At 46.7% G+C, this 16,543-nt stretch carries 11 protein-coding genes; 8 read left to right on the top strand and 3 right to left on the bottom strand.

Translation table 11 applies throughout. The annotated features are described in order from the left end of the window. Nucleotides 1-189 (top strand): hypothetical protein (locus Q0668_RS00615; protein ID WP_298858888.1); only part of this gene is annotated, 189 nt, incomplete at its 5' end. A 203-nt stretch (nucleotides 190-392) separates the two neighbouring features. Further along, nucleotides 393-2,438 carry a methionine--tRNA ligase gene (metG, locus tag Q0668_RS00610; protein WP_298858886.1) on the top strand — a complete coding sequence of 682 codons (2,046 nt, stop codon included), beginning with the start codon at nucleotides 393-395 and terminating at the stop codon, nucleotides 2,436-2,438. Nucleotides 2,439-2,554: 116 nt separating this feature from the next. Here the strand turns inward: metG and Q0668_RS00605 are convergent, their stop codons facing one another. After that, nucleotides 2,555-3,421 (bottom strand): family 43 glycosylhydrolase, encoded by an 867-nt coding sequence (locus tag Q0668_RS00605; protein ID WP_298858885.1) that lies wholly within the window; start codon nucleotides 3,419-3,421, stop codon nucleotides 2,555-2,557. Between the two features lie 700 nt (nucleotides 3,422-4,121). Between Q0668_RS00605 and Q0668_RS00600 the strand changes: the two genes are divergently transcribed. Both Q0668_RS00600 and Q0668_RS00595 read left to right on the top strand, forming a co-directional pair. Further along, on the top strand, nucleotides 4,122-4,649 hold the full coding sequence (locus tag Q0668_RS00600; RefSeq protein WP_298858884.1) for a prepilin-type N-terminal cleavage/methylation domain-containing protein: 528 nt from the start codon (nucleotides 4,122-4,124) through the stop codon (nucleotides 4,647-4,649). Nucleotides 4,650-4,901: 252 nt separating this feature from the next. Beyond that, nucleotides 4,902-6,404, top strand: coding sequence for a sulfatase-like hydrolase/transferase (locus Q0668_RS00595; protein WP_298858881.1), 1,503 nt, complete (start codon nucleotides 4,902-4,904; stop codon nucleotides 6,402-6,404). Between the two features lie 49 nt (nucleotides 6,405-6,453). Here Q0668_RS00595 and Q0668_RS00590 read toward each other — a convergent pair whose 3' ends face one another. Continuing rightward, nucleotides 6,454-8,919: a DUF1549 and DUF1553 domain-containing protein gene (locus tag Q0668_RS00590; protein WP_298858879.1), complete on the bottom strand. Its 2,466-nt coding sequence runs from the start codon at nucleotides 8,917-8,919 to the stop codon at nucleotides 6,454-6,456. Nucleotides 8,920-9,497: 578 nt separating this feature from the next. Here Q0668_RS00590 and Q0668_RS00585 point away from each other — a divergent pair. From Q0668_RS00585 to Q0668_RS00570, 4 genes are all read left to right on the top strand, one after another. Next, nucleotides 9,498-10,847 (top strand): DUF1501 domain-containing protein, encoded by a 1,350-nt coding sequence (locus tag Q0668_RS00585; protein WP_298858877.1) that lies wholly within the window; start codon nucleotides 9,498-9,500, stop codon nucleotides 10,845-10,847. Nucleotides 10,848-10,957: 110 nt separating this feature from the next. After that, nucleotides 10,958-13,141, top strand: a complete 2,184-nt coding sequence (locus tag Q0668_RS00580; protein ID WP_298858874.1) for a hypothetical protein — start codon at nucleotides 10,958-10,960, stop codon at nucleotides 13,139-13,141. A 69-nt stretch (nucleotides 13,142-13,210) separates the two neighbouring features. Beyond that, on the top strand, nucleotides 13,211-14,443 hold the full coding sequence (locus Q0668_RS00575) for a DUF1570 domain-containing protein (protein WP_298858872.1): 1,233 nt from the start codon (nucleotides 13,211-13,213) through the stop codon (nucleotides 14,441-14,443). Nucleotides 14,444-14,593: 150 nt separating this feature from the next. Next, the gene (locus tag Q0668_RS00570) at nucleotides 14,594-15,796 is read left to right on the top strand and encodes an AI-2E family transporter (RefSeq protein ID WP_298858870.1); all 1,203 of its coding nucleotides are present in this window, start codon (nucleotides 14,594-14,596) and stop codon (nucleotides 15,794-15,796) included. Nucleotides 15,797-15,923: 127 nt separating this feature from the next. On the opposite strand, the gene Q0668_RS00565 is transcribed toward Q0668_RS00570, so the two are convergent. After that, nucleotides 15,924-16,543 (bottom strand): methyltransferase (locus Q0668_RS00565; RefSeq protein WP_298858868.1); only part of this gene is annotated, 620 nt, incomplete at its 5' end.

The following is a 16,543-nucleotide window of genomic DNA, read 5'->3' as shown; positions in this document are numbered from 1 at the left end:
TATGACATGCCTCAGATACAATCGGATTACAGTATGCTGGAATCACTCTATCTATTGAGAAATTCCTCTTCCGCTTATGGTGCCATTTACGAGAATGATCAACAGCTTGGCATCGTGAGCCAACTGGATCTTGTGAATGCACTTTGTGCATCGAATGATCCTTTAATGATTAAAGGGCCTGTCGTGTAAAGACTGCACTTTTGGGCTGGATTGCGGGATCTTGCCCACCCGCGTACAATCAACGCCCCCTGAAATACAGACAGACTTGAAGAAACGGAAATGTAATGTTTCGGGTATCAAAAGAAGGCGTTTCTTCTGAACCCGCCCCTGTTTCAAGTGTCTGTTTACATAGCAGTTGTATCAATTTTTGAGTCAAGTTAACCGGAATCATCATGACCTCACGTCGCATTTTAGTCACCGCCGCTCTGCCTTATGCCAACGGCGATATTCACCTGGGTCATCTTGTCGAATATATCCAGACCGATATCTGGGTCCGTTTCCAGAGACTGCGCGGCAATGAGTGTCGCTTCTTCTGTGCCGATGACACGCACGGAACGGCAATTATGATTCGTGCCCGCCAGGAAGGCCGCTCTGAAGAAGCGCTGATCGCCGATGTACGAGAAAAACATATCGCCGACTTTAGCGGTTTCAATATCGAATTTGATAACTTTGGCAGTACCAACAGCGAACAAAATCGCAAGCTCTGTCACGAGTTCTGGTCAGCCTTACGTGACGCCGGCCTGGTTCATGAAAAAGAAGTCACGCAATTATTCGACGTTCAGGAAAATACGTTTCTGGCAGATCGCTTTGTCAAAGGGACTTGTCCCAAATGTGGTTGCGCAGATCAATACGGTGATAACTGCGATAAATGTGGCAGTACTTACACACCCGCCGACCTGACTGATCCGGTGAGTACGCTCTCCAATACCACACCAGAAATCCGCACCGCCGATCATCTGTTTGTCCGCATTGAAGATTTGCACGCATTTCTCGAAGAATGGACACAATCCGGTCAGCATCTGCAAACCGAAGTCGCCAACTATCTCAAAGGGCATTTTCTGGGAGACCCACTACGCGACTGGGATATTTCACGACCCGCACCTTACTTTGGTTTTGAAATTCCAGACAGTCCGGGCAACTTCTGGTACGTCTGGTTTGATGCCCCCATTGGTTATATTGCTTCTACACTTGAATGGTGTGAGAAAAACGGGGAAGACTTTGACAAGTGGTGGAAGAATCCGGAAACTGAAGTCCATCACTTCATCGGTAAAGACATTACCTACTTCCATACTCTGTTCTGGCCCGCGATGCTCAAAACCGCCGGCTTCAATTTGCCGGAAAAAGTTCACATTCATGGTTTCCTGAGTGTGGATGGCGAAAAGATGGCTAAAAGCAAAGGCACATTTATCAATGCGGCCACCTATCTGAATCATCTCGATCCCGCCTGCCTGCGTTACTACTACGCTTCCAAGCTGGGACCGAGACTGGATGACCTCGACCTGAACCTGGAAGAGTTCATTCAGAAGGTGAATTCGGATCTGGTCGGCAAGGTGGTCAATCTGGCCAGCCGTTCCGCGAAGTTTGTCGCCAACACCGGGCTTTCCGAAACGTATCCGGAGGATGGCGGTCTGTTTGAGTACGCAGCCAGTCGTAGCGAGACCATCGCAGCCGCTTATGAGGCCTGCGATTATAATGGCGCGATGAGAGAAATTCTCGCACTGGCAGACCGCGCCAATAAATATGTCGAAGATCAAAAACCGTGGGAGCTGCGCAAAGACGAAAGTCGTCAGACAGAATTGCAGGAGATCTGTACAATAGCCTTGAATCTGTTTCGGCAGATCATTGTCTATCTGACTCCCGTGCTTCCCCAATTGTCCGAACAGACGGGAGAGCTGTTGAACGATCCGATCACAAACTGGGATCAAGCGAAGACGCCGTTAACCGGAACGGCGGTCAATAAATTTAAACATCTATTTAAACGTATTGAAGAAAAACAGGTACAAGCCATGACTGATGAAGTGAAAGCAGAAGCCGAGGCCGCCGATACGGAAGCAGACGCTTCACAATGGAACGACGGCGGAGAGGCACTTACACAGGAGCCGATGTCCGAAGAATGCACGATTGACGACTTTGTAAAAGTAGACCTGCGTGTGGCACGCATTGTGGCAGCCAACTCGGTTCCCGAAGCAGATAAGTTACTGCAGCTCACTTTAAGTCTGGGAGGCAACGAGCGCCGTAATGTGTTCGCTGGGATTAAGAGTGCCTATAATCCGGAAGAACTGGTGGGGCGATTGGTCATCTGTTGCGCCAACCTGAAACCTCGCAAAATGAGATTCGGCATCAGCGAAGGCATGGTCCTGGCTTCCGGTCCCGGTGGAAAAGACGTTTTTCTGCTCACACCAGATGAAGGTGCCGTGCCCGGCCAACGCGTGCATTAAGTAAAACACCGCTCATGAAAACCACAAACAAGCCAGTAGAATTTCTTCTGCTGGTTTGTTTTATTTGATCAGATTCTCGAAATCATTGCTTCTCGTATGGTTGGCAACTCTTAAATTTATTTTTTGAGAACGGGATGACCAATAAGCCCGTACCGCTTTCCCCGTTGATGTGCCGTCCAGAAAAAAGCACTGATGTGTCCGTCTTTCATGACGGGAGTGATATGGCCACTATAAATGGCCTGTTTGGGTTGTTCGCTCGTTTTGAGGTATCTCTGATTTTTCTGGAAGGAGTGGAATGGTCCTGCCGGATCGCGTGAAGCAAGATGGGCAATTTTCACTCCCCCTTTGTATAAATGCTCGATCACGAATAAGTGATAAAGGCCTTCAATCAGAATCGCTCCAGTCAGTTCTTGTGCACGAACCGTCTTTGGTCGTTCAGAAACGGGAACCGCTTTCGTCCAGGAAGATTCTTTCAGAGGTCTTGTAGATTCACTATGCACGATCTGATATCCCTCTGGTCCTGTACTGCGATGATAGAGATGAAATTTGACTCCTTTTTCAGCTGTAATGATGGCAACGTCATCATCTTCTCCCGGAAGATCTGAAATAGGTCGAGCTGTTTTATTCCATGGGATTTTTTCAGGGTCGGAAAATGAATAAGCTAAACCAACACTTCGTTGGGTAAATGTTTTCGTCTTCCGCGCACTATAGGGACAGTAGATGATTCCGTTCTGTAACGTAGCCATAACAGGGCTCGCGACACCATGGCGATCAAAATCCCCTTCAGTCTTTCCTTTGGTGATGGCAATACCATGGTACTTCCAATCCGATAAATCTTTACTTGAAAAAAGATGGATTTCCGATTCATAGGTATTGGGATGGTGTTTACTAATTAAAGGAATGACATCTGCGAGCAGGTAGTATTTTTTGTTTGGAGGATGCCAAACAATGGTATGTTCGCGAATACTCGATTCACCGATCACTGAGCCTTTTGTAAGTTGGACCTGAAATCGTTTGGAGAAATCACATTGTAGAAAGGAATCGGCCCATACCGATTACTGCAAAAGCATCAAAATGAGGACTTGTTTTAGTAACGTAGTCATAAACGGCATGTTACATTTTTCCAAAGAATGTACAACAGGGACAGGTCGCCTCGTACCAATTCAAGTAAAGAGCACTAGATAGAAGTACCATTACACATTTCCGTCGATTGAATGTGCTGGCGTTCTAAAACGGAAGCGAAAAACATAAAAGTTACAATCCAGACAATCAGTATGTTTATGAGAAATCAACATAACAGGTTTTCCAAGTTCTTTAATAAGATGATTCAATTTGGCATCCGTTTTCTCATATTTTCTTCAAAAATAGCGTTCAAAATCAGCTCAATCACTGCATCCGTTACAAGTCGGTGGCCGAAGATTGAATTCTCTTAAAATAAAATTGACTACACGAGTAAAAAACATAGATTTTCGATGGCCGCTTAGTCGGCATCCCTTCTAAGGGGGGAAAATGTGATGCAGGATCTGATGTGTGATATTAAAAATTATCAACACTAAACATATCTGGTCCTAAGGTATCTAGGGGCCTGATACTTTCCTGAGAGGAAAGAGAAACTAGAAAATCCCTATTCACTATTAAATTTAGACAATGTGACAGGCACATTCGGAAATCTCGGAGAAGGCAATGAATAAAACAATACAGCATAAAGGTAAAGGCAGACGTTCGGGTTTCACCCTTGTCGAAGTCCTGATAGTAGTCGTGATTTTAGGCATTTTAGCTGCAACAGTCTTGCCACAATTTACATCAACAAATGAAGATGCCAAAGAGTCTGTACTCGTTCAAGATTTACAGACCCTGCGTAGTCAGCTCCAGTTATACAAGTTTCAACATAACAGTAAATATCCTGCACATGGTTCAACAAAAACGGATGATTTCCGTAATGCGTTGCTGCTTTCCAGCGACAAAGATGGAACTACAGGCGCTGTCGGCACCAAACCACTGGGTCCTTACCTGATCGGATCGATTCCTGCCAACCCTTATACGGGTGGTCGTGGTATTATGATTGTGGCAGACGTCCCAGGTACGGCTCCCGATGAAACAGCCAAAGATGGTACCGAAATTGTCGGATGGATTTATAATCCAGCCACTGGCGAGATCAAAGGAAATAATTCAGAATCGACAGTAGATGGTGTGAAACTGGACTCGCTATAGAGAGTCGACTTAGCCTCTCCGGTTTCAGTTGATCTGTTATCTAAATAATCAAGAGTGGACGAAAGAAGTCCCTGACACGATCTGTTGTGTCAGGGGCTTCTTTTATTTCAAATTCCCTGCTGAAGTTGCTTTTCTGATCCAATTCCTTTTAAGTATAACTTAAGAAGAATGGAAAATGACACCTGACTTATCGCTTTTGCAAAAGAGACAGACTCCCCGTTCAGAAAGCCCGGTTCAGAAAGGTAACTTGAGATGCCAATCGTTCAATATGCGCTTGCATTCATTCTAACTCTGTTATTGACTACAGAGTTGTTCGCAGCAGAGGCTGTTGAACAGACTAAGGCTAAAAAACGTCCTAACATAATGGTCGTGCTCTGCGATGATCTGGGATATGGTGATCTGGCCTGTTATGGTCACCCGGTCATCAAAAGTCCCCATATCGACCGCTTTGCCACAGAAGGTCTCAAGCTGACCAGTTGCTATTCAGCACACCCAAATTGTTCTCCTTCACGAACGGGGTTGATGACGGGCCGGACTCCTTTTCGCGTCGGCGTTTATAACTGGATTCCCATGTATTCCCCGATGCATGTGCGTAAGCAGGAAATCACAATTGCCACATTGTTAAGGCAAGCCGGTTATGCGACCTGCCATGCAGGCAAATGGCATTTGAATGGTATGTTTAATCTGGTGGGTCAGCCTCAGCCGTCAGATCATGGATTTGATCACTGGTTTTCCACACAAAACAATGCATTACCAACTCATGAAAATCCTTTTAACTTCGTGAGAAACGGTAAACCCGTTGGCAGGCAGGAAGGTTACGCTGCACAGCTGGTGGCAGATGAAGCACAACAGTGGCTGACGAATTTGCGAGACAAGGAAAAACCATTCTTTATGTTTGTCTGTTTTCATGAACCACACGAACCCATCGCCAGTGCAGAACGATTCAGAAAACTCTATCCGGCTCCCCAAGATTCAACACTACCTGCACACCACGGTAATGTGACCCAGATGGACGATGCCTTTGGTCGCATCCTGAAAACATTAGACGACCAAAAGTTGCGCGACAATACGCTCATCATCTTTACCAGTGATAATGGCCCGGCAATCACAAGACGGCATCCACACGGTTCTTCAGGACCGCTCCGCGATAAAAAGGGGGCCACCTATGAAGGTGGTATTCGGGTGCCCGGCATTGTCCAATGGCCCGCGCATGTGAAACCGGGAACCACCAGTGATATTCCCGTTAGCGGGCTCGATATCCTGCCCACCTTGTGTGCGGTTGCTGATATTCCCGTGCCGACAGATCGTGTACTGGATGGCACCAATGTGCTGCCGGTCTTCAAAGGGAAATCTCTCAAACGCACAAAACCTTTGTATTGGCAATTTAATCGAGCGAACAATGCAGAGAAGGTTGCAATCCGCGATGGTGAATGGAAACTACTGGCGCGGCTGGATGTACCGAGCCTGAAACCTTCTGGCGGAATTACAACACAGGCAATCGATAATGTCAAACAGGCGAAGCTGGCCGAATTTGAACTGTACCACATTCAGAGTGATATCGCCGAAACCACGGATCGTTCTGAGAGTGAACCAAAACGTTTCGAACAAATGAAAAAACAGATGCAGGAAATTTTCGAAGAGGTCCAGGCAGAAGCGCCCCGCTGGCCCGCCTGGGAGTTTGCCAGATACGAAGGCAAAATTCTTTCCGAATATTATCGGAAACAGGCAGAAGCGAAGAAAAAACAGGACAAATAATTAACGCGATTGACTGAGCGCGATTGACCGAGAAAGTAAGATCAACGATTTAGTGGTTGAACAGGAATTCCCGGCTATTACTGAGGGCCCACATCACGTCTTGATATCCTTCTCGTTTATCCTTGGAGCTTTTCACAATCTGGTCGCAGTTTGCCAGTTCCTGCTTTGTTGGAAATCTGCTATAGGCCGCCAGATACATTTCTTTGAAGACATCATGGTCGGCAGCTTTCGCTTTTAACAACTGCTCAATGCGACCATTTTTCGTGGCTAACTTCGTATTGATTAATTGTCCATTGGCAACCTGCAAAACCTGAGACAGATTGGGCTGACTGGTTCGTTCGCATTCGCATGTAATTACGCGTTTGGGCCGCCCCAGTGTATCCAGAAAGTAGGAAGCATAATTCGGATCCGGCAGCTCAATGGCCCGCGTTCCTTGAGGCACTCCACGGAACCGTTCCTGAGCGCCCGTTAAATCGTCCAGAGCATCCAGCATGACTTCTGCCGGTAATCGCTTCACGTTGTATTGCGTATAGAATCGGGTGTTCGCGACATTTTCCGGGCGTGGCTCAGATGACAATTGGTAGGTCCGCGAATTCATAATCGCACGCATTAACTCTTTCAGATTATACCCGGAATCCACAAAGTGATCTGCTAATGCGTCAAGCAACTCCGGATTAGAAGCCGGGTTTGTTTCCCGCATATCATCAATGGGCACAACAAATCCGGTATCCATGTAATAGGACCAGAAGCGATTCACCATACTTCGTGAAAACAGGCGATTATTGGGAGCAGTGAGCCAGCGTGCCAATGGCCGCCGAAAATCACGATAAGAAGAAACGTCGATCGGCTCTCCCAATAAAGGAGTGGGCTCCATATTTTTCCTTGTGCGTGGATGACGGATCGACCCGCTGCTTTTGACTTTGATAATGGTATCTTTTCCCAAAGCACCAAAATCGACACTGCCTTTGTTGCCAACCCGCGTGAAGAAAGCGGCTAGACTGTAATAATCTTTCTGGCTGTAAACTTCGAACGGATGGTGATGGCACTTTGCACATTGCAGGCGAACCCCTAAAAAGATCTGCGAGGTTGCTTCAGCCAGATCTTCAGGTTTAGTCGCAATTTTGAAATAGTTGGCAGGACCGTTCTGGTAGATCGAACCCTGAGCGGTAATGATTTCACTCACGAATTCATTCACGGGTTTATTTTCGCGTAATGATTGACGTATCCAGTTGGAAAATGCCCACATGCCACCATCGCCGACTTTATTCCGATTGTTTCGCAGCAGGTCTCCCCACTTCATGCCCCAATAAGCACTCCACGGCTCGATATAAAGATCGCGGGCCGGATCACCGGTCAACCCAAGTAATTCATCAATCAACTGACTGCGCTTATCGGGCGCTTTAGAAGACAGAAACGCTTTCACTTTTTCTGGTTCAGGTAAAGTACCAATCGTGTCAATAAATGCACGGCGAATGAAGACTTCATCAGTACAGAGTGAAGAGGGTTCCAACCCGAGTTCATCAAACCGCTTTTTAATATGTTCATCGATAAAGTTATTTGGCTTGAATTCAGCCAGGTTTACCTTCTCTTTATAAGGCGAGATGACCGTCGAAACTTTGGCCTGACCCATATAACGCACCATAATGGCTGTCTGGCCTGGTCCCTGAATTTCGACTTTTCCCCGAGGAGTGACCGTGGCAATGTTTTCTACCAAACTGTCATACTGCGCGCGAGCGGTCACATCCCGTTTGGTACCATCGCTATATTCTGCGATGATCCGTAATTGCTGCACGTCCCCTTTTTTGTAACGTCGCGACATGGGGATCAGCTCCATGCCTACTACTTTGGGTTCCTTTACATCGATTTCCGTTACCGCTTCTGTAATCCACGTATGCATTATCCGGTATTCATACGAATCTTTCGCAAACCGTCTCCCCCCGCCATGCGCCATAGCCATCGACGCTTTCTGCAGGATCAGACTTTTTTCGGGTTGCAAAATGGAAATGCGGCGTTGGCGGTCATCGCGAGCCATCGCAGGATAATCCTGCTCGGGAGCATACCCGAATAACGATAACTTAAACCCACCCTTACCGAACTGCGATGCATGGCAACCTCCTAGACTGCAGCCCCCTTTATTCAGGACTGGTACAACATCCATGACGAAACTGGCATTTTTGCCACTGGGTCTGGCTTTGACTTCAACGGAAATTTTGCGCTGCTTACCAGCATGTTCAACCTGAATTATTCCCTTGCCAAATCTGAGGGGACTCACCAGACCTTCTGAATTTACTTCCAGTACCTCGGGAGTCAGGCTGGTATACTTCGCCGCATGCGTCAGGTCTCCCACCAGTTTTCCGTTTGCCAGGACGGGAATCTGAATCTGAAAATAATCCAGCAGTCCGCAAAGCTCAGTTTTTTCCGGAGAGACCTGAAACGGTGGTTCGGCAGCCTCACCTGCATTCCACATCAAACCGCAAACCGCAAACATGGCAAGCATCGAAAATCGGTTCAACATGGGATTTCTTTTCAAGTGAGTTTTACAGTCCATCATGAGATTAACTCTCTTCATGTTTGCAGTTTTCCTTCAGAATGAATTCCCTCTTCACAGAATTTATTCTCACCGGAAAATGTATGACGTTGCAGGTTAGCGTATTTTGCAAGTCAGCATATTATATAGGCAGGGTTGGCAGGTCGAGTGTGGTAGCGGGGGGAATGTGATGGCCTGACATAAATGACCATTTATACTTAAATATACTAAAAAACAAAACAAAAGCAAAAAAAACCTCTGCTTTTTAGCAAATCTCTTCATTATGTTTGAGGAGCGTGGTGTTAATTTTTGTTCACTATTCAGAATTGGAAAAGTACCAGCTGAGCCTATTTTACCCCTATAATTTAAAGTGATCAAGGATTGATTATTGGGAAGGTCCATTTCAGTCTGATTATTTTCCGTCCTTGAAACCGATTTTATATTTGCCTACCTTATATAAATGGTTACAATTACGTTAGTTATCTTGCCGAAAAATAACACCGCTATCGTTGTCCCTCCAAATCGATTCCTGCCAGAACAGGGCCCTGCCACCGAAGGAGTTTCTGATGCTGAAGCTATTCCCACAAAACGTTTCCAACTGTGAAACGGGAAGCCGTCGTCAATTTCTGTTGGAAGTTGGTGCGCTGAGTGCTTTTGGAGTCACTCTGGATTCAGCGATGCGTGGTCAGGCTTATGCTTCAAACGGGAACGATTCTGGTGCATTGACAGATCCCAAAAATGACACCAACTGCATTCTGATCTGGACGCGCGGCGGCACGAGTCACCATGACACGTTCGATCCAAAACCAAATGCCTCCGCTGATGTACGTGGCGATTTTTCAGCTATCAGTACGGCTCTGCCCGGTTATCAGTTTTCCGATCAATTGCCACTGTTCGCAAAACACGCGAATGAATTTACCATCATGCGGAATCTCAATCCGCGAAATGGTTCGCACTCAACGGCCGACGCTTTCATGCTGTCGGGACATAAATTTAACGCCTCAGTGACCTACCCCTGCTATGGGGCAGTCGTTGCAAAAACCAAAGGTTTTAAAACGAACATTCCTCCGCATATTCAAATTGGAAATCATGTGGACCGTCGATTTAATGGCGGATTGGGAGGTTATCTTGGTCTGCAGTACAACCCGTTCGAAATTCCCGGGGATCCGAATTCCAAAAGCTTTACCGTTCGTGATATCTCGCCGCCAAAAGGCATTTCCATTGATCGGATGAAACGACGCAAACAGGCATTGCAGGCCATTGATACTTTACAACGTCAGGCCGATCAGAATCAAAATGCGTTTGAAGCTTCTGATGCTCACTATCAAAATGCCTTCAGCATGATTACTTCTGCTGATACTCAGGATGCATTTGATCTCAGTAAGGAATCTGATAAGACCCGTGATAACTACGGACGTCACTATCTAGGTCAAAGTTGTCTCATGGCCCGTCGACTCATTGAATCCGGTTCGCGATTTGTCACCGTCAGCAGTGGTGGCTGGGATACGCATACCAATAACTTTAAATCATTGCGTGGTTCACTGCCTCCGTTTGACCGGGCATTAACGTCGCTGGTTCTCGATTTGAAACAGCGCGGCATGTTAGATAACACGCTGGTTGTCTGGCTGACCGATTTCGGGCGGACGCCTGTGATCAACTCCGCCGCTGGTCGCGATCACTGGGCAACTGCATCAACAATGATGATGATCGGTGCCGGCACTCCCGCAGGTCAGGTTGTAGGAGCCACCGATGACATCGGCTCACGACCCGTCGGAAAAGAGTACTATCCCCAAGACGTTGCGGCGTCGATTTACACCAAATTGGGAGTGAATCTGGATCATTACTTTATCTCTCCCGAGGATGGACGTCCTTTAGTTGTCAATGAAGGACAACCTATTCCGGAATTGATGGGTTAATTCGCGAAAACGCTTCTTCTTTATTTGATGGTGATAGCCCCTCTGGACTTGGTCCTCCAGGGGCGTCCCTGTTTTTCAGGCATACTTTTGATCTTATTCAGGACAAACCGATGCGCTGCATTACTGCTTCATTTTTAACTTTGAGCCTGTTCTTCGTCATTTCAATTCAGTTGAATGCTGCGGACGAAAAGAAAACGCCGCCACCGTCAAAAATCGGGTTTCGTCAACTGGTAGCGTTTAAACCTGCTGCCGTTCAACAAGGGGATAAGCGAAAAGTACAACTTCATAGCAGCTATACTCTGAATGGCACTCATTCCGTCTTTTTTGATCAACCCGGTATCAAAATCAAGTTTGCCGAGCCTAAGCCTAAGGCGGCACCGCGACGAGGTCGTGGTTCAGTAGGTACTCCCTTTGCTTTTGATATCGAAGTTCCCAAAAATCAACCCGCACGTATTTATGAATGTCGTGTAGCGACAGATCAGGCCGTCTCCAGTGTCTCCCATTTACTGATTACACCTTTCCCGGTCATCGAAGAAGTGGAAAAGAAAGACAACAACACATTCGATACCGCACAAGTCGTGACCATCCCTTCAACGGTATGTGGAATCTGTGAAAGAACTGAAGATCTAGACTGTTATAAATTCACTGGGAAAAAAGGGCAGGAAATCACTTTGCAGGTTTATGCACAGCGCGTAACCGAGGCCATTCATACCATGCAGACTTCGGGCGTCTATCTCATGGATTCCATTCTGACTTTATATGGGCCGCAGAAACAAATTGTTGCTCAGAATGATAACTTCGTGAAATCTGATTCACTAATCACCTATAAGTTACCCGCAGATGGTGAATACGTTTTTGAAATTCGAGATGCCCGTTATGTCGGCAGCGGAAAATATGCTTACTGTATTGAAGTAAGTGATACGCCTTTTGTTTATCACACAATGCCCTTAGCGGTTCAGAAAGGCAAAACCGCTGAAATCAAACTGCAGGGACACGCTTTGAAAGGCCAGCAGAAAGTCAGCTTCTCTGCTGCCAGTGCTAAAGAAACCGGATGGGCTCAACGCACGTTTAAAACACCAGACGGTCAAACCAATCCCGTCTGGACGCTCATCAGCGATGATCCCCAGGTCACTGCATCAGGTACAAATATTTCTACCAAAACAGCATTTCCTTTGAGTTTTCCCGTCGGAGTGAGTGCACAACTCACTGAAGCGGAACAGACGCATTACTATTCATTCAAAGTGAAAAAAGATCAGTATTACTATTTTAAATTGATGTCGAGCCGCATAGATCTCCCCCTGGACTGTGTTATGGAAGTTCACGATGCTAAAGGAAAAGCACACCGGATCTTTGTTAACGGTGGCGCCACGACAGAAGCCGATGATGTTCTCCAGACCAAGGACTCAGAATTCTATTTTAAGGCGCCCGCTGATGGTGAATACTTTGTTACCGTACGCGATCTGCATGATCGAGGAGGCCAGCGATTTGCCTACCATCTGTCGGCTCAACCGAGTGGCCCGGAGTTTGAAGTGCACGGCGAATATTACTACGCCCAAATTGCTCCCGGAACGAATATGCTCTGGTTTGGCAAGGTCAAACGATTGAACGGTTTTACCGGCCCGATTGAAATAAATATCGAAGGGCTGCCCAAAGGGGTTACCTTGGAACCTGTGACTTTGCCTGCCGGAGTGAATGACTGTGGCCTGATTCTGAAAGCTGCCAAGGATGCTCCCATCAATGCGTCACTCGTTAAAATATCGGGCAAGGCAAAAATTCCAGGCTCCGACGGAAAAGAACGGGAAATCGTTCGCTATGGTCGCATCACGTGTGAAATTCAGTCAGGCGGAGGCGGACAGGCACGCTGGCCGATTAAAACATCTATCATCGGAGTCACCAAGCCGCTCGATCTGCTCGAAGTCACGGCTACGCCCAGCGAAATCGTCTTAAAGCCTGGCGAATCGGCGGAAATTAAAGTCAAAATTAAACGCAGCGAATTTTATAAAGACCCGGTCACGCTCGCGACATCCTTTATGTACTTCACATCAAAATTTGGTGAACAGCTTCCGCCGGGAGTCACGCTTTCCAAGAAAAGTAAAACACGCCTGGCCGGAAAAACACTGGAAGGAACGCTGGTGATTGAGGCATCCAAAAAAGCAACACCCGTCAAGCGTTTCCCATTTGCTGCGATGGCGCGCGTGGGAATTACATTTTCCATTACGACTAACTATGCATCAAACGTGATTTATCTAACGGTTACCGATACTGAAGGAAAAGACAAACTCGTCAAAAAATAGGGATCGACTTCAGCCTCTCTGCTCCCTATTCTGGAACGATACCGTTCCCTTTTGCGCAGAAAGACTGATATGGCGTGGAGAGACTTCAAAGCGAAACACGGGCTGCATATAGTTAGATATGGTCTACTTCTTCCCCTCGTTTTACTCTGCGTCTACTGCACTTGCAGTAACAACCTGCTGTATTCACAAACTCCAGCCAAATCGGATTCTAAGGACATTGCAAAGCAACGTCTCTTCGAATTTATTTACCTTGATGAACGTCAGCAGGAACAGACCATTCAGGCGGCACAAATTCTCGAAGCCCAGGATGGTGGCGTTGTGATGCTGACGCGCGATGGGCGCTTACTGACTGCCACACCACAACAACTCAAAAAGAAGCGGGCACTCGATCAAAGTTTTACTCCCCTTAAGCTTCCCGAACTCGAACAGCAACTCATTGCTGAATATGGTTCCGACTTTAGCGTCACGCAAACCAAACACTTCACCATCTGCAGTCAGGCAGGCAAGCGTTATTCAAAGTGGTGCAACTATCTCTTCGAGCGTTTGTATAACGTGCTTCATAATCAATGGGACAGTAAAGAACTCCCGCTGCATGATCCCGAAGTTCCTTTGATTGCAGTCATCTTCAAGAACCGTGCGAACTTCGAACAGTACGCCAGTCAGGTTCTAGGGAAAGACAATGCCGCCGTTCATGGGTTTTATTCCATTCAGTCGAACCGGATGGTACTCTACGATTTGACAGCCTCGCCGAATGAGCCGCCCGCGTTCACGAATGCAGACATCTTGCGAAAATTAAGCAAGTCTCCTTTCAATGTCGCAACCATCATTCATGAATGCACACATCAGATTGCCTTCAATGTAGGTCTACACACTCGCTTTGCCGACAACCCGCTCTGGCTGACAGAGGGGATGGCCACCTATTTCGAAACGCCTGATTTAAAAAGCAAAACTGGTTGGCGCACCGTTGGCAAGCCGAATCCCTGGCGACTGAGACAATTTCAAGACTACGCCCGCTCGCGCAGACCCGCTGACTCACTGCAGACCCTGATCATGACGGATCAACGATTTCAGGATCCTGAGAAAGTACTCGATACCTATTCTGAAGCCTGGGCCTTCTCGTATTTTTTGATGAAAACCAAACGCAACCTTTACAAAGAATACCTGAAACTCATCTCCGGCAAGAAACCTCTGATCTGGTCTACCCCCGAGCAGCGACTCACGGACTTTCAGTCTGTTTTTGGGAATGATCTCAGTCGCCTTGATCAGCAATTTATCAAATACCTGCGCCAAATTCGCCGTTAATCACAGTTTTTCTCTTTGCATCTTTTGCTTTTCTCAGTATCGTGCGCTTACGCATCCTGAATGGAATTGCGTGTTTTTCGGAACATACTTCCCCAGGATTACTCACCTTTTCGTACTGAAGATATCACTCAACAGCAAAGGGCACTCCGCATGTCAACTTCTCTGAAACCCTCAGACGAACAGGCCAAGGTAATCACAGGCTGTTTGATGCTACTTGCGATCATCGCGTTGACAGGTGTATTTTATATTACGAAAGCAGTGCTGATTCCATTTGTGATTGCGATTTTCATCGTAACGATTGTCACACCCATAGTAGACTTACTCGTCTTGAAAATGAAATTTCCTCAGATTGTTGCGATCAGTGTTACACTGCTACTGGTACTATCAGCCGGATTTGTGCTCAGTCTGGTTTTGATTTATTCGACTCAACAGGTGATTGCTACGGCGGAATCGCAATACAGCGAAAAACTCGGAATTTTTATTAGTTCGGCCTTTGATATGGCCAAAGATGTTGGTGATCCTGAGCAGGACTCCAAAACCAAAACCCAAACCAAAGATGAGGAAATAGAAGAAAAAAAAGAGGCTGCTGCCCCGGAAGAAACATCCAGCGATACTGCTCAACCAGCGGTAGCGAAAAAACCGCAAACAAGCTGGTATCAAAAAATAGGCATTGATCTCAACGTTCTGAAAAAAACAACCATTGACTACATGAAAACCTCCGTGGAATCGATTGCCGTCAGTACCATGCAAACCGCGCTCAGCTTCACAACGACCTCCTTTTTCGTCGCGATTTTCGTCATTTTTCTACTGGCTGGTCGTGATCCCAGAACAGTTGTCAAAAATGTGATCTACTGGGAAATCGAACAAAAGATTCGCAGCTATATTTCCACTAAGCTCATCCTGTCTCTGGTGACATCCACCTTGGTGGGTATCACGCTTTCGCTGTTTGGTCTGGAACTGGCCCTTGTCTTTGCAATATTAACATTTCTATTGAACTTCATTCCCTCAATCGGTTCCGTCATTGCCACTCTGCTTCCCATTCCCGTTGCCTTCGCTCAATTTTCTGACAGCCCCTGGACAATTGTCGGCGTGATTTTCATTCCCGGCGCCATTCAAATGGTCATAGGCAACGGCATTGAACCCAAGTTGATGGGAGAAGGTCTTCAGCTTCATCCCGTAACCGTCCTGCTGGCCCTCTCGTTCTGGACACTTCTCTGGGGGCCTATCGGAGCGATTCTCGCCGTACCGATCACAGCCGGCATTCGGATTGTGCTGATGCGATTTGAATCAGGGCGGACAGCAGGCAATTTACTGGCAGGAATCCTGCCCGGCGAATCCTCGCTGGTGACCTGAAATAGCGAACGGAACGAGAGCGCACCAATTTACCCATAGCGGCTCCAACACGATGATACTTGATCCAAATGGATTGGGAGACGCTACAATAAACCTGGATACAGGTTAGATTAGACGCTTTCCCATTTCAGCGATTCCGTTTTTGAGAAGCATAAGTCGCGCGTCGTTTTTCGGAATGGAACACAAAGTAGCCATCGATTTCATGGACGTCGGTACCACCGAAGATGCTGGTCAATTTTTTTTGATACCACAACCGTCTCCGCGTTACCATTACCATGTGACCACCAATTTTTAATCGGTTGAAACCTTTCATGATGAAATTCTTGGCGATGGAAAAATCTTTGTGATATGGTGGGTTAGACAAAATCCAGTCAAAGTTCGTTTCATGATGATCATTCAAGCCGTCACTCTGAATGATTTTTATCTGAGCCGCATGATTCAATTCCACATTGGATCGCGCCATCTTTACCGCCGCTGGTTCGATATCCGTCATAACGACATTTTCAGGACCGACGGACTTTGCAACCAGAATTCCAACCACACCATAGCCGCAACCCAGGTCCAGAACGCGCTGACCTACTTGAAATGAAACCGTGGATAACATTGCCTCTGTACCCCGGTCGAGATTTTTAGGAGAAAATAACTCAGGCGAAGTTTCAAAAGTGAATGAGTGACTATGATAAGTAATAGAAAAAGACATAGAAACTTGAAAAATCTGGGGAAAGAGGAACTTTTGTGTTAAGAATA

It is taken from the genome of uncultured Gimesia sp. (assembly GCF_937910335.1).
Classification (GTDB): Bacteria; Planctomycetota; Planctomycetia; order Planctomycetales; family Planctomycetaceae; genus Gimesia.
Note: the sequence above shows the minus strand (reverse complement) of the source record. Positions and strands in the feature narration are given on the sequence as shown.